This is a genomic window from Tatumella ptyseos (assembly GCF_030552895.1).
In the GTDB taxonomy this organism is placed as follows: Bacteria; Pseudomonadota; Gammaproteobacteria; order Enterobacterales; family Enterobacteriaceae; genus Rosenbergiella; species Rosenbergiella ptyseos_A.
This window is the reverse complement of record NZ_CP130649.1, coordinates 1,309,565-1,323,274: the sequence shown is the minus strand read 5'-3', so window position 1 is coordinate 1,323,274 and position 13,710 is coordinate 1,309,565. Positions and strand designations below refer to the sequence as shown.

Below are 13,710 nucleotides of genomic sequence, written 5' to 3'. Positions count from 1 at the left end.
AGTATGACAATCGAAAAAATACCAGGGTTTACTGGAGCGGGGAACGAATTGGTTCAAGGGCAATCCCGCTCGCGCCCCTTGCCTTCCGGCCAGCGATCACACTCTGCCATGACTCTGGAAAACCAGTCTGCTCCTGTGGCGTTAAGTCACTCGCTTTCACGTCTCTCATCGCTCAGTAGTAGTGATATTGATAATGAAAAAGTCGAAAGGCTGCGCCAAGCCATCGCTGAGGGAAATTATCATATTGATGCAGGGAAAATTGCAGACACCTTGCTCGCGCTCTCTAAGGAGGATAATAATGCCTGATCTTCATCGTAATGCCGGAACTATCCTCGAGAGCCTGTATCAAGTCTTGGCCTCTCTTGGTCACATCATTAATGAAGAGCAGCGACAGCTGATGGCGGCGTCACCAGATAGTCGCCGCTTAATCAGTCTCAGTGAAGATAAACAGGCATTATTGGTCACCCTCACCTTCGTGGAGCAACAGCGGAGCGAAGCAGAACACGCCTTGGGGATAGCGCCCCCTTATGCAGAACATCCTTCATTAGCAGCACGATGGCAGCAGATAGCGCCGTTAGCCCGGCAACTCGCCGAGCAAAATCAGCACACGGCCTTAATGCTCAATCAGCAACTGGCTTGGACAGAGCAAGTATTGAACGTACTCCATCCCCTGCAAGCTCAACGCTTTTATGGACCGGATGGTCATCCGGTCCACAATCGTTAAGGGTTAAACAACACTACGACGGGAAAAATCCTTCACTCGAAAACCAAGTAGCAATAAGGTGGCAAAGAAACTTATCCCCCCGGCAGCACACACTGCGGTAAGCCGAAGTAAACGTTCAACCATCATGCCTTGACCCCATGCTGGCATCATGTGTAATACGCCATAAAGCACCGCAGCCATTACTATCACCGCCACGATCAAGCGGACTAAAAAGATCCCCCAGCCTGCCTGTGGGATAAAGAATTTTTTCTTGCGAAGTTGCCAATAGAGTAACGCTGCATTTAAACAGGCGGCGAGTCCAATCGAAAGTGACAAGCCCGCATGTTTCAGCGGCCCGATAAAGGCCAAGTTCATGACCTGGGTCATAATTAGGGTCATGATAGCGATTTTAACCGGTGTTTTAATATCCTGGCGCGAGTAGAACCCTGGCGCGAGTACCTTCACCACGATCAGCCCTACCAGGCCAATAGAGTACGCGACTAAGGCGCGCTGGGTCATTGCTGCGTCAAAAGCAGAAAATTTCCCATATTGAAATAAGGCTGATGTCAAAGGTCCGGCTAAAATACCGAGTGCAACCGCACTAGGCAGTGCGAGTAGCAGGCAGAGTCGTAGCCCCCAATCCATCAGACGCGAATATTCATCAAAGTTACCGCTCGAAAAACTGCGTGAGAGTGAAGGCAATAAGATTGTCCCTAAGGCCACTCCTAACACCCCTGACGGAAACTCCATCAAACGGTCAGCGTAATACATCCACGACACGGAGCCAGAGACTAAGAATGAAGCGAAGATGGTATTAATAATTAGCGAGATTTGGCTAACCGATACACCTAAAATCGCCGGACCCATTTGACGTAATACCCGCCAGACGCCAGCATCTTTAAGATTAATCCGTGGCAGCACTAGCATGCCGATCTTCTTCAGGTGAGGAAGCTGATAGCCTAATTGTAGAATCCCCCCCACCACAACGGCCCAAGCCAGGGCCATCACAGGCGGGTGAAAATAGCGCGAGCCGATGAGCGCAAAGCCAATCATACTGATATTCAGTAAGGTTGGCGCAAACGCTGGCACCGAAAATCGATTCCAGGTATTCAGGATGGCACCGAGCAAGGAAGCAATGGAAATGAGCAGAATATAGGGAAAAGTGACCCGTAATAATGCCGTGGTCAGGGCAAATTTATCTGCCGTATCAGCAAAGCCTGGCGCGGTTACATAAATGACCCAAGGCGCTGCGATGATGCCAGCTACCGTCACCAGTGCTAAGACTAGGGTGAGTAAGCCTGCCACATAAGAGACAAAAATACGGGTAGCCTCTTCACCTTCTTTGCTCTTGTACTCGGCAAGAATCGGGACAAAGGCTTGCGAAAAGGCCCCCTCAGCAAATATACGACGCAATAAATTCGGTAATTTGAAGGCGACAAAGAAAGCATCTGTCGCGATTCCTGCACCAAAGACACGCGCCACAATCGCATCACGGGCAAAACCTAGCACCCGCGAGAACAGCGTCATGGAACTCACGGCCGCTAATGATTTAAGTAAATTCATAAAAGAAAAACATCCTGCATAATCGACAAAATAGAGGCTGCCAAACAAATAATGCTGGCTAGTGTACTTTCATTCTTCGAAATAATCAGTTCTGATTGTTACAAGTAATGACGACTTAACCCCTAGGGGTGACTAATGCCGTGAGCACATGGTCTTCCCACTGTCCATTTATCTTCAAATAATCCCTAGCATAGCCTTCCTTTTCAAATCCGAGGCGATCTAACAGTGCCCCGCTGCGCTGATTGCGTGGCATGTAATTCGCCATGATCCGATGGAGATGCTGCTGTTTTTGTAGATAAGGAATAATCACCGATAAGCCTTCAAACATCAGTCCCTTGCCTTGCTGCGACGCTGCGAGGGAATAGCCTAAATAACAGGCTTGAAAACATCCCCGGATTACTTGGCTAAAATTGGCAACCCCCCACAGCTGTTGCTCGGTAGGATCCAGTAATAGAAAATAAAAAGCGTCGCCCTGTTTTTGCTGCAAACTCATGAGCTGTAATCGCGCTTCCCAGCCATGATGTTGGAAATAGCTTTCATCGCGTAACGGCTCCCACGGCATCAAAAAATCTCTATTTTCCTGATAATAATCAGTCAATAACCAACTATCGCGTTCTGCGACGGTTCTGATATGCATTGATTCAGATTTCAGTGATATTCTTGGGCTAGATGAACGATAGCCAAACATAATGTCTCCAGCGATAGCAGTTAAGGGAGTGATTATTTGCTAATTAGTTCAATGAGTAAAGTAACGCTATGAACGTCGAGGTTTGGCAGAACCCCCAGCCTGGCGTACAATTAAGCCTTAGCGAAGAGAGCTTCCCCTAACAAAAGGAATGACTATGCATCTTTATGTTTATGACCACTGCCCGTTCTGCGTCAAAGCACGAATGATTTTCGGTTTAGATCAGCAACCCGTTGAGGTCTCTTTCCTCCTCAATGACGATGAAGAGACGCCTAATAAGCTGATTGGGAAAAAGATGTTACCTATTTTGGTGAAGGACGATAACAGTGCGATGGGCGAAAGCTTAGACATTGTACACTATGTTGAATCCCTCTCGTCTACGCCTCGTCTATCCAGTGACGTTTCTGAGCCACTGGCTCAGTGGCTCTCCGATGTCGGCAGTTATATCAATAAACTATTATTACCTATTATGCCAACGACAGATTTTGCGGAGTTCTCCACCACTGCTGCTCGCGACTATTACACGGCAAAAAAACAAGCTTATATTGGCGATTTTGGGCCGTTACGTGAACAACGCGCTTCGCTAGTGGATAAAATTAACCATGATCTCACCCGCTTGGTCGCGCTTATTCAATCTCCCCATGCGGTAAATGGTACGCTCTCTTATGACGATATACACCTCTTTCCCTTATTGCGTAATCTCACGTTAGTGAAAGAGATCGTTTGGCCTGCGCCCGTCGCCGACTTGCGGGATTCACTGTCAACTCAATCCGGTGTTCCCTTGTTGTTCGATTTAGCTCAGTAGAGGTTTTTTCATGCGTAAGTGTTTTTCTCTTATCCTGCTCTGTTGCACGGTACTATTGGCCGGTTGCGATCACCTCGCGTCTTATACGCTCAGCGAGCAGGAAATCAACCAGAGTCTGAGCAAGCATGCTGCATTCGACAAAGATATCGGTATCAGTGGACTGGCCAATGCGCACATTACACTGGATACATTACATGCTGAAATCGGCCGTGCCGTGGCTAACCAAGTGGTGTTATCGGGTCATGCCAATATCGATTTTGCTTCACTCTTTGGACAACAAAAAGCCGACCTCAATTTAAAAATGAGCGCCGTTCCGGTTTTTAATCGTGAGCAAGGTGCGGTCTACCTGCGTGATATCACTATCTTGGATGCCCAAGCACAACCGCAAAAAGTACAAGGGATTGTTGATGGACTTAAACCTGTGCTCGCGACATCCTTACGCGAATACTTTAACCAGCAACCGGCATGGGTGTTGAGTAATGACCGCTCGAAAGCGGAATCCTTAGCCAAAAAATATGCCACCGGTCTAGAGGTAAAACCGGGTGAGTTAGTTATTCCCCTAGCACCTTGATCCCGCGAGATACCTACCCTGCTGGGTAGGCATCTCTCTATTTCCCCACAATTTCCGTTAGTTTTTTCTGATAAAAATTTTCCACCCTATTTATTCAGGTTCAGTAAATCACACCTTTTACCCTCTGTTTGCCTTCAAGTAACGCCACTTCCCCTTTAGCCATTAATCACCTCACTCAAAATGTATAAGAAAAGTTAAACTAATGACCTTATTAAACATATGGATTACAATGTCGATACAAAAAATATAATTTCATAACGTACTGTGAGCGTGATAACGATGTTGTTGCAAAAAAACACCAGTAGGAGAAAGTTCCTATTAGCCTCTTTAATGGCATTGCCCTTAACCGAGTTAGTGCTTAAGGGATTAACCGCCGCGGAGGCTGCTGAGTTAGCAGCCCCCGACCTGAACACTTACCAACCGCATTTCTTTTCTGCTAATGAATGGCAATTTATTCTTGCGGCGACGGATCGGCTGATCCCTGCCGGGGGTGAGGGTAAAGCCCCAGGTGCCTTAGAAACCAACGTGCCTATTTTTATCGATCAACAACTGCATGACGTCAATTTTGGAAAAGAGATTTACATGCAAGGCCCCTTTCCCGCTAATCTCCCCGCCACTTTGGGTTATCAAATCCCCTGTTACCCTCAGCAAATCTATCAACTAGGGATTGCGGCTGTCGATCAATGGTGCCACCAGCAGCAGGGTAAAAGCTTTGTTCAGCTGACTCACAGCGATCAACAGCAGGTACTCTCCAGCGCAGAGAAAGGAACGATACCTTTCGTGCAGCACCCAGAGCACGCCTCACTCACCGCCTCTCAGTTCTTTAGCCAATTACTTAATGATACCAAGCATGGCTATCTCGCCGATCCGATGTATGGCGGGAATAAAGGTATGAAAGCCTGGATTGCCATTGGCTTTCCCGGTGCGCGCGCCAGTTATCTTGAGTGGGTCAAGCAACATAATGTGCACTACCCATTAGGTCCCGTCAGTATCCAAAGCGTGCAAGTATAATTAGGGAGTGTTAACAGATGGCAAAAATAACGAAACCCGCGGTGGATGTCGTGGTATGTGGGCTTGGCTGGGCAGGCTCCCTGATGAGTATTGAACTCGCGCAAGCTGGACTCAGCGTGCGTGCATTGGAGAAAGGACCCGATCGCGACTACGACGAGTTCGCTTACCCTAAACCCGCCGATGAGTATGCTTATGCGGTACGCAATAAAGTCATGACGACTCCGGCGGAATCTGCGGTTACCGTCCGGTATGGGCTGCAAGACACCGCCGTTCCGACGCGTAAATGGGGAGCCTTTGTACCCGGTGGCGGTGTGGGTGGCTCGGGTATGCACTGGACCGGCGTCTTGATCCGTCCGACACCTACCGACTTAAAACTAAAGACCTATGCCGATCAAGCCTATAAACCCGGTATTCTGCAAGAAGATATGCGGATTATGGATTTCCCTTTTAGTTGGCAAGAGATCGAGCCTTACTACGATAAATTTGAACGCATTTGCGGTCTATCGGGCAATACGGGCAACCTGAGAGGTATCATTCAGCCAGGTGGTGATCCCTTTGAAGGGCCTCGTTCCCAGCCTTATCCTTTGCCTGCATTGGAAGACACCTTGAATAACGTGATGTTCTCCACTGCCGCCAAAAAGCTTGGTTACCACCCTTTCCCTAACCCTTCCGCCGCAGCGTCACGTGCTTGGACAAATCCTTATGGCAATACTATCACGCCTTGTAATTATTGCGGATATTGCTCGAAATACCCTTGCTTAAACTACTCCAAAGCGTCGCCGCAAACGGCAGTGATGGATGCCTTGAAGCGCATGGAAAATTTTTCCTATGAGGTCAATGCCGAAGTCACACGCGTCGTCTTACATGACGATAAAAAGAGTGCGAAGGGAGTCACCTACTATGATGCTGAAGGTAATGAGTGCTTTCAGCCTGCCTCAATTGTCATTCTCAGTAGTTTTCAATATTACAACGTTCGCTTAATGTTGCTTTCAGGGATAGGCAAGCCCTATAACCCGATGACTGAAGAAGGTGTGGTAGGACGTAACTATGCGTTTCTCAGTAACGGTGGGGCAACACTCTTTTTCAAAGACAAGAACTTTAATCCTTTCGTCGCTGCTGGACCGACTGGTCAGATGTTTAACGATATCTCACCCGGTAATGTTGATGGCCCTAGCCTAGGGTTTATCGGTGGAGCAAAAATTCATAGCTCACAAGCGACCGGTACGCCAATTAGCGCAGCGCTACCTAAAGATACGCCAAAATGGGGCACTGGCTGGAAAGAAGGATTAGAAACCTGGTACGGCCACTCGATGAAAGTCAGCATCACCACCACTTGTATGGCGTACCGCGACAGTTATCTGGATCTCGATCCAACTTATACCGATAAATATGGGCAACCTTTGTTGCGTATGACCTTTAATTGGAAACGTAACGAATTATTGTTACAGCAATACCTTAAAGGAATTGTCGGAGATATCGTCCAAGAGTTAAATCCAGATAGCTTTAGCATGAGTTTCCTCCCCATGGACGCAAATTTTGATCTCACCAAGTATGTCTCAACCCATAACGTGGGGGGTGCAGTGATGGGCGATAACCCTAACACCTCAGCATTAAATCGTTACTTACAAAGTTGGGATGTGCATAACGTGTTTGTCCCCGGGGGCAACGCTTTCCCACAAAATTTCCAAGCTAACCCCACTGATACGATTGGCGCGATCACCCTGATGGCGGCACAAGCCATCAAAGATCACTATTTAAAAAATCCTGGCCCATTGGTAGAGGCGTAAGCGAATGAAATATTCTTTAATTGCCTTAGCATTCTGTTCTAGCGTCTTGACGAATTTCTCTGCCTCGGGGCAGTCTGCTTCACCGACAATACTTCAGCAGGGTGAATATTTAGCACGGCTGGGCGACTGTATGGCCTGCCATACCGTGGCAGGAAAGGATGATTATGCCGGGGGATTAGCAATAAGCTCTCCTCTAGGCACGATCTATTCCACCAATATTACTCCCGATAAACAGCATGGTATCGGTAACTTTACTGAGCAACAATTTGCCGATGCTGTACGTAAAGGTGTCTTACCAGATGGCCGGCACCTCTATCCGGCTATGCCATATCCCGACTACGCTAAAATTAGTGATGAAGATATCAGCGCCCTCTATCACTATTTTATGCAAGGGGTGAAACCGAGCGGGCAACAGCCGCCTGACACTGCGTTACGTTTTCCCTTTAATCAACGCTGGGGGCTTGCGCTGTGGAATTGGGCTTTTGTTGAGGAGCAGCCTTTCACTCCCTTACCTGGGGCGACGCAACAGGTTAATCGCGGGGCCTATATCGTAGAGAGTTTAGGCCACTGCGGCAGTTGCCACTCTCCTCGCGGCCTCGCCATGAACGAGAAAAGCCTGAAAAGCAGTGAAAAGAGCTTTATTGCAGGGGGAGAGTTAAAGGGGTGGGCCGTTCCCTCATTACGTGGTATCGCCCGCTGGTCGGAACAAGATATCGTAGACTACCTACAAACCGGTCGTAATCGTCAGGCCGGCGTCGCGGGCGAAATGACCTCTGTGGTAGCGCATAGTACGGCTTATTTAACCGATGAGGATGCGCGAGCCATTGCCGCTTACCTTAAAGCATTGGGCGGTAACCCTCCGCTCGAAACCGGTAATCCTCAGTCAGTGAAGCAGACGGCAGAGAAGTTAACCACGGCGAAAAATTTAACCGCAGGTGAAACCTTGTACCTTGATAACTGCAATGCCTGTCACTTTGTTAATGGTAAGGGTGCTCCCCATGCCTTCCCTGCGTTGGACCAAGCATCGATAGTTAACGCTGAGAATCCTACTGGGTTGATTCACATCATCCTTGCAGGCGCACAGTTGCCTTCCACGGCAAAATCGGCTTCGGCTCTCAAAATGCCAGGGTTTGCCCATCGGCTGACGGATCCACAGGTCGCCGAACTGGCCACCTTTATCCGACAAGGTTGGAGTAATCAGGCTGGCGCGGTAACCGCCGCACAAGTTAAGACGGTGCGTGAGCAGCTAGCAAAACCTTAGGGTCGTTAAACTAGCCTTGACCCCAGCTAGGGGTTAAGGCTAATTCGTCGCCTCACTAACTTTTTATTACCACTCAAGTGCCTGACCTTGATAGTCGAGATAGTGATGCCCACCTCTGCCCGCCGCAGCAATAATGACCGATTTAAGCCCCGAACTGCTCTGCGCAACCGTAACAGGCGCTTTTCCCCCCCCCATGTCGGTTTGAACCCAGCCAGGGTGTAACGATAGCAGGGTCACACCGCTTTGCTCCGCCATCGGTACTAAACCGCGGACCAGCATGTTAAGAGCAGCCTTGCTGGCAGCATAGAGCGGCATTTCAGCCGTTGGATTTTCCGTCAAACTGGCCATTTGAGAGCTGGTGAACGCCACAACGGCGTGCTGCGTAACATGATTGGGGATAAGCGCTTGTGCTAGACGGACCGGAGCAAAGCTATTGGTTAGAAAGAGTTGATTCAGTTCCTCATCACTGGCCTTATCAATGCGTTGTTCTGCCGGGCCAAAGACTCCTGCATTAATAATAACGGCCGCGAAACGTTGGTCGGCTAGCTGTTCAATAAAATGTTGCTGGCTGGCCGGTTCAGCGATGTCTAAAGCCAACCAGTGTGCCGAGCTATGTTGTACGGGTGAACCACGATAGGTAGCGGTCACCTGCCAGCCTTGCGCAGAAAACTGTTCAACTAAGCCAAGTCCGATTCCACGTGAGGCACCGATAATTAAGATTGTGTTATCGCCTTCCATACGACCTCCTTAAGTTAATGATTCACTCAATTCTAGTCGAGAACGCCGCACTCTTGTTATCGAGAGTGCAAAACATGCTGGTGTGTTAACAGTTATCAGCGTCTTATCAACTGGATTGCGCTTTCCCACTTAACGCCCCTTGATAGCATGATTCCATTTCGTCTAACGCAGCTTGATGATCCAGTCCCCATTGGTACATCGCTTCGATGGGTTCAGCGAAGGTTCTTCCCAATGTCGTGAGGCGATAATCGACTTTGGGTGGCACCACATCATAGACATGTCGTGCAATAAGCCCGCGCAACTCCAACTCTTTTAAGGTTTGAAACAACATCTTTTTTGAGATGCCCTGTAAGCTACGTTGTAACTCGCCGGTACGAGCCCGTCCCTCGGGCCAATGATAGAGGGCATGCAACACCATGGAACTCCATTTTACTGAAAAGAGATCCATGATCCTCCGCGCCGGCGACTCTGCATAAAAATAGAGTTTTCCTTCTACCCAATCAGGCATAACCTCATCCTTATCTTCATGGTTACCAAATGGTAACTACTATCCAACTACATCCTTATTTACTATAGTCCTCCCCCGTATCAGGACCAAGTCATCTCCGTGAGGAACTATGAAAATTAATGCCTTAGTGGCTAATAATGCCAGTGCACCACTCGCCTCAGCACCTATTACGTTGCGGGCGTTACAGCAACAGGATGTCAAAATTGAAGTCCTGTACTGCGGGGTCTGCCATTCTGACCTACATATGGCACGTAATGAGTGGACAGTGAGTCACTATCCCTTAGTGCCTGGCCATGAAATCGTTGGTAAAGTGATCGAAGTGGGCACCGGGGTCACTCGCTTTAGCAAGGGTCAGATCGTCGGCGTAGGGGTTATGGTCGATTCATGCCGTGAGTGCCAATTTTGTCAGGCTGAGGAAGAACAGTATTGTGAGCAAGGTTTTACGCCGACTTATAATGGCATTGACCGCTACACCGGACAAAGTACCTTTGGTGGTTATGCCCAGGGTATCATCGTCGATCAAAACTTTGTGGTCTCCGTCCCCGATAACCTGCCACTAGCTGGTGTCGCCCCGTTATTATGCGCCGGCGTCACCGTTTGGTCGCCGCTGCGCCACTTTAGTGTCAAAGCCGGTGATCGCGTAGGAATTGTCGGTCTTGGTGGCTTGGGCCATATGGCGGTAAAATTAGCCAGCGCAATGGGTGCCGAAGTCACTTTGTTTACTACCTCGCCACAAAAAGGCGCGGACGCTTACCGCTTAGGGGCAAAGCGAGTTGTCGTCTCTACGGATAAGGAACAGATGGCGGCATGTCAGACCTCGCTCGATATTATCATCGACTGTGTCGCGGCACCCCATGACTTGGACCCATACTTAGCAGCATTGAAAACCAACGGCCGCTTAGTTCTGGTGGGGATTCCAGAGACATCTCACCCTTCGCCACAAATTACCCCGATGGTATTTAGACGGTTAAGTATTAGCGGATCATCGATTGGCAGCATCAAAGAGACCCAAGAGATGCTCGACTTTTGTGGCCAACATTCGATCACTTCAGATATCGAACTCCTATTAGGCGAGGATATCGAAAATGCTTTCCAACGTATGCTGAAAGGCGACGTTAAATACCGCTTCGTGATCGATATGCACGCCACTCACTGGTAACTGTATTGTAAACCCTTGGCCTCAACCCGAGGGTTTCAGCAAGATGGCTAACAACCTTCACCGCCTTGACTCCTTCATCAACTGATGAAGGGAAGAGGTTAACAACCCATCGGGACGTTCCAAACCGGAATCATTTGAAAAAAAAGAGTGCAATCTGCGGCAGTGCCCATTATCCTTGGTTCCCGGCCTGAACGCCCTAATCGTTGATACTTTAGCCGGAGCCTTGCTGATGAAATCCCCTGTAAACACGCTTACCCTTCGTCGTCCTGATGATTGGCATATTCATCTGCGTGATGATGAGATGCTAAACACTGTCCTGCCCTACACCAGTGCGCATTTTGGTCGAGCTATTGTCATGCCGAATCTGGTTCCGCCCGTGACCACCGTTCACGCTGCAGAACAGTACCGCCAACGAATTTTAACCGCACTGCCTGCTGAGCATCAGTTTACGCCGTTAATGACCTGTTATCTGACGGATAGTTTGTCGGCCGACGAAATCGAACGGGGCTTTACTCAGAACGTTTTTACTGCAGCAAAACTTTATCCGGCCCATGCAACCACCAACTCCAGCCATGGAGTGACCAGTATTGACCACATCGCCGCGGTGCTTGAGCGTATGGAAGCCATCGGCATGCCATTACTGATCCACGGTGAAGTTACCGACGCCCATGTTGATATTTTTGATCGTGAAGCGAAATTCATCGACCAGGTATTAATTCCTCTACGCCAACGCTACCCTGCGCTGCGTGTGGTAATGGAACATATCACTACCCGTGATGCGGCACAGTATGTGCAAGAAGGTAATGAACTTTTGGCCGCGACCGTCACTCCACAGCACTTGATGTTTAATCGAAACCATATGCTAAGCGGGGGAATTCGTCCGCATCTGTACTGTTTACCGATTCTGAAACGTAATATTCATCAGCAAGCACTACGTGATGTGGTCTCAACCGGGCATAGCCGCTTTTTCCTTGGCACTGATACCGCACCTCATATCCAGTCGCGTAAAGAATCAAGTTGTGGTTGTGCCGGCGTTTTCAATGCGCCAACCGCCTTAGCGGCTTATACCAGTGTCTTCGATGAGCTTGGTGCCCTGGAGCATCTTGAAGCTTTCTGTTCACTCAATGGTCCGGCTTTCTATCAACTACCGGTCAACGAGCAAACCATCACTTTACAGCGTCAAGCGTGGACGGTGCCTGAACAGATCGCGATGGGCAATGAACAGCTTATCCCCTTCTTGGCGGGCGAAACTCTGCAGTGGCAGGTGGTGGACAAATAATCAGCAAGGCGATAAAACCATGCTATACTTTATCCTTCCTGTGTAACGAAACAGGAAACTTGTGACCTCAGTCTTCACTTACGTTTGACGATTATGGAGGTTAAGATGGATAAAGAAAATAATGTGATCCAAACACATCCGTTAGTCGGTTGGGATATCAGTACCGTAGAAGATTATGATGCGATGATGATTCGTCTGCATTCCGTCTCTTCGGACCAACAAACAGAAGAAAATGCCGACATCGGTCCAGCTTATTGGATCACCACGGATGTGGCCAGGCAGTTTATTTCTCTACTCGAAGCGGGTATCGCCCGTATTGAAGAGTCAGAAAGCCAACCAATCAGGGCAAAGCATTAGTATCCCAAGGCACCTTCTGGTGCCTTTTTTTGTCTCCTCCCACTCCACTCTGCTATGCTGCAAAGAAAATAGCGGAGCAATGCAATGATTTACGATGTCATTATTGTCGGGAGCGGGTCAGTCGGCGCTGCAGCAGGCTGCTACGCAACCATTAACAACCTCAATGTCTTAATGATCGATGCCCACCACCCTCCCCATCAGCAAGGCTCACACCATGGCAAGACGCGTTTAATCCGTTATGCCTATGCCGAAGGTGACCAATATGTACCGCTCCTTCAACGCAGTAAGGTACTGTGGGAGGCGTTAGAAAAAACCGCCGCCACGACACTTTTTCGACGCAGTGGCGTACTTTCACTCGCCCCCATCGATAGCCCGCTCATTCCACAATTACTTGACAGTGCTAAGACCTGGTCAATCGATGTCGAAGCGCTCAGCGCCGAAGAGATTATGCAGCGCTGGGAAACCTTTGTGATTCCAGCGGACTATCATGGCGTGCTCGACAAAGAGGCTGGGTATCTTTATAGCGAAAAAGCGGTTGAACAATGGATCCGTTTAGCCCAAGAGCAGGGCTGTGCACAGCTGTTTAATTGTCCAGTAGAATCGATTAGCCATTATGATGATCTTTACCGCGTAAAAACCGCTGATGGAGACTATACCGCACGTAAAATTATCGTCACTGCCGGAAGTTGGGCAAAAAAGCTACTCCCCGAGTTACCGATTGCTCCAGTGCGTAAGGTGATGGCTTGGTTTCAATCCGATGGTCGTTTTAGTCACCATACCCATTTTCCAGCGTTCACGGCTCAGTTAACCGATGGGAGCCAATATTACGGTTTTCCTGCTGAGGATGATCAACTAAAAGTTGCCCGGCATGATGGTGGCCAACCCCTTAACGATGCAACCGAGTGTCTACCCTTCGGGCAATTCCCCTCAGATGGTAGCGAGTGTTTTAGCTTCCTAAAACAATTTTTACCGGGCCAGAGCGCCTGCCTATTCGGCCAAGCTTGCAGTTATGATAACTCCCCTGATGGTCACTTTATTATCGACTACCTCGATGAGGCTAAGACAGGACTAGTGATCAGCGGCTTAAGCGGTCATGGTTTCAAATGTGCGCCGGCACTCGGCGAAATCGCGAGTCAGTTCGCAATGGGTAACGATGTAGAGACGATTATTTCCCCCTTCCGCCTAGCACGTTTCGCAAAAAGCTAATTCCACCTTGTTTTTGTCATAAAAGCGTCACGATTAAGCCGTATCGTGACGCTAACTTTTCTTGTTAAAACAAGGGC

15 protein-coding genes are annotated in these 13,710 nt (G+C 48.9%); 11 read left to right on the top strand and 4 right to left on the bottom strand.

From position 1 onward, the window contains the following. Positions 1-3: 3 nt before the first annotated feature. Both flgM and QJR74_RS06200 read left to right on the top strand, forming a co-directional pair. Complete coding sequence (gene flgM, locus QJR74_RS06205) at positions 4-306, top strand: flagellar biosynthesis anti-sigma factor FlgM (RefSeq protein WP_304373681.1); 303 nt, start codon at positions 4-6, stop codon at positions 304-306. Then, a complete protein-coding gene (locus tag QJR74_RS06200) occupies positions 299-724 on the top strand; it encodes a flagella synthesis protein FlgN (protein ID WP_304373680.1) in 426 nt (141 codons plus the stop codon). The genes flgM and QJR74_RS06200 overlap by 8 nt, the downstream gene beginning before the upstream one ends. 3 nt (positions 725-727) lie before the next feature. On the opposite strand, the gene murJ is transcribed toward QJR74_RS06200, so the two are convergent. Beyond that, positions 728-2,266, bottom strand: coding sequence for a murein biosynthesis integral membrane protein MurJ (gene murJ / locus QJR74_RS06195; RefSeq protein WP_304373679.1), 1,539 nt, complete (start codon positions 2,264-2,266; stop codon positions 728-730). 115 nt (positions 2,267-2,381) lie between these two features. Then, the gene (gene rimJ, locus QJR74_RS06190; RefSeq protein WP_304373678.1) at positions 2,382-2,954 is read right to left on the bottom strand and encodes a ribosomal protein S5-alanine N-acetyltransferase; all 573 of its coding nucleotides are present in this window, start codon (positions 2,952-2,954) and stop codon (positions 2,382-2,384) included. A gap of 154 nt (positions 2,955-3,108) precedes the next feature. Here rimJ and grxB point away from each other — a divergent pair, with 154 nt between their 5' ends. The 5 genes from grxB to QJR74_RS06165 all read left to right on the top strand — a co-directional run bounded on the left by grxB (position 3,109) and on the right by QJR74_RS06165 (position 8,386). After that, positions 3,109-3,756 (top strand): glutaredoxin 2, encoded by a 648-nt coding sequence (grxB, locus tag QJR74_RS06185; protein WP_304373677.1) that lies wholly within the window; start codon positions 3,109-3,111, stop codon positions 3,754-3,756. Positions 3,757-3,766: 10 nt separating this feature from the next. After that, the gene (locus QJR74_RS06180) at positions 3,767-4,327 is read left to right on the top strand and encodes a lipoprotein (protein WP_304373676.1); all 561 of its coding nucleotides are present in this window, start codon (positions 3,767-3,769) and stop codon (positions 4,325-4,327) included. Positions 4,328-4,606: 279 nt separating this feature from the next. Continuing rightward, positions 4,607-5,338, top strand: a complete 732-nt coding sequence (locus tag QJR74_RS06175; RefSeq protein ID WP_304373675.1) for a gluconate 2-dehydrogenase subunit 3 family protein — start codon at positions 4,607-4,609, stop codon at positions 5,336-5,338. A 17-nt stretch (positions 5,339-5,355) separates the two neighbouring features. Further along, entirely contained in the window at positions 5,356-7,125 is a 1,770-nt protein-coding gene (locus tag QJR74_RS06170; RefSeq protein WP_304373674.1) for a GMC family oxidoreductase, read from the top strand. A 4-nt stretch (positions 7,126-7,129) separates the two neighbouring features. Next, on the top strand, positions 7,130-8,386 hold the full coding sequence (locus tag QJR74_RS06165) for a c-type cytochrome (protein WP_304373673.1): 1,257 nt from the start codon (positions 7,130-7,132) through the stop codon (positions 8,384-8,386). 66 nt (positions 8,387-8,452) lie between these two features. Here the strand turns inward: QJR74_RS06165 and QJR74_RS06160 are convergent, their stop codons facing one another. Together QJR74_RS06160 and QJR74_RS06155 are read right to left on the bottom strand one after the other, a co-directional pair. Next, the gene (locus tag QJR74_RS06160; protein WP_304373672.1) at positions 8,453-9,124 is read right to left on the bottom strand and encodes an SDR family oxidoreductase; all 672 of its coding nucleotides are present in this window, start codon (positions 9,122-9,124) and stop codon (positions 8,453-8,455) included. Between the two features lie 106 nt (positions 9,125-9,230). Next, entirely contained in the window at positions 9,231-9,632 is a 402-nt protein-coding gene (locus QJR74_RS06155) for a winged helix-turn-helix transcriptional regulator (protein ID WP_304373671.1), read from the bottom strand. A 109-nt stretch (positions 9,633-9,741) separates the two neighbouring features. Here QJR74_RS06155 and QJR74_RS06150 point away from each other — a divergent pair, with 109 nt between their 5' ends. From QJR74_RS06150 to solA, 4 genes are all read left to right on the top strand, one after another. Next, the gene (locus QJR74_RS06150) at positions 9,742-10,791 is read left to right on the top strand and encodes an NAD(P)-dependent alcohol dehydrogenase (protein ID WP_304373670.1); all 1,050 of its coding nucleotides are present in this window, start codon (positions 9,742-9,744) and stop codon (positions 10,789-10,791) included. 229 nt (positions 10,792-11,020) lie between these two features. Further along, positions 11,021-12,070, top strand: coding sequence for a dihydroorotase (gene pyrC / locus QJR74_RS06145; protein ID WP_304373669.1), 1,050 nt, complete (start codon positions 11,021-11,023; stop codon positions 12,068-12,070). A gap of 105 nt (positions 12,071-12,175) precedes the next feature. Next, a complete protein-coding gene (gene bssS, locus QJR74_RS06140) occupies positions 12,176-12,427 on the top strand; it encodes a biofilm formation regulator BssS (RefSeq protein ID WP_048911964.1) in 252 nt (83 codons plus the stop codon). An 84-nt stretch (positions 12,428-12,511) separates the two neighbouring features. Continuing rightward, complete coding sequence (gene solA, locus QJR74_RS06135) at positions 12,512-13,633, top strand: N-methyl-L-tryptophan oxidase (RefSeq protein ID WP_304373668.1); 1,122 nt, start codon at positions 12,512-12,514, stop codon at positions 13,631-13,633. The last annotated feature ends 77 nt before the right edge of the window (positions 13,634-13,710 follow it).

Excerpts from the sequence above, each read along its gene's own strand:
- flgM (WP_304373681.1), top strand. The coding sequence starts at position 4 with ATGACAATCGAAAAAATACCAGGGTTTACTGGAGCGGGGAACGAATTG.
- QJR74_RS06200 (WP_304373680.1), top strand. The coding sequence starts at position 299 with ATGCCTGATCTTCATCGTAATGCCGGAACTATCCTCGAGAGCCTGTAT.
- murJ (WP_304373679.1), bottom strand. The coding sequence starts at position 2,266 with ATGAATTTACTTAAATCATTAGCGGCCGTGAGTTCCATGACGCTGTTC.
- rimJ (WP_304373678.1), bottom strand. The coding sequence starts at position 2,954 with ATGTTTGGCTATCGTTCATCTAGCCCAAGAATATCACTGAAATCTGAA.
- grxB (WP_304373677.1), top strand. The coding sequence starts at position 3,109 with ATGCATCTTTATGTTTATGACCACTGCCCGTTCTGCGTCAAAGCACGA.
- QJR74_RS06180 (WP_304373676.1), top strand. The coding sequence starts at position 3,767 with ATGCGTAAGTGTTTTTCTCTTATCCTGCTCTGTTGCACGGTACTATTG.
- QJR74_RS06175 (WP_304373675.1), top strand. The coding sequence starts at position 4,607 with ATGTTGTTGCAAAAAAACACCAGTAGGAGAAAGTTCCTATTAGCCTCT.
- QJR74_RS06170 (WP_304373674.1), top strand. The coding sequence starts at position 5,356 with ATGGCAAAAATAACGAAACCCGCGGTGGATGTCGTGGTATGTGGGCTT.
- QJR74_RS06165 (WP_304373673.1), top strand. The coding sequence starts at position 7,130 with ATGAAATATTCTTTAATTGCCTTAGCATTCTGTTCTAGCGTCTTGACG.
- QJR74_RS06160 (WP_304373672.1), bottom strand. The coding sequence starts at position 9,124 with ATGGAAGGCGATAACACAATCTTAATTATCGGTGCCTCACGTGGAATC.
- QJR74_RS06155 (WP_304373671.1), bottom strand. The coding sequence starts at position 9,632 with ATGCCTGATTGGGTAGAAGGAAAACTCTATTTTTATGCAGAGTCGCCG.
- QJR74_RS06150 (WP_304373670.1), top strand. The coding sequence starts at position 9,742 with ATGAAAATTAATGCCTTAGTGGCTAATAATGCCAGTGCACCACTCGCC.
- pyrC (WP_304373669.1), top strand. The coding sequence starts at position 11,021 with ATGAAATCCCCTGTAAACACGCTTACCCTTCGTCGTCCTGATGATTGG.
- bssS (WP_048911964.1), top strand. The coding sequence starts at position 12,176 with ATGGATAAAGAAAATAATGTGATCCAAACACATCCGTTAGTCGGTTGG.
- solA (WP_304373668.1), top strand. The coding sequence starts at position 12,512 with ATGATTTACGATGTCATTATTGTCGGGAGCGGGTCAGTCGGCGCTGCA.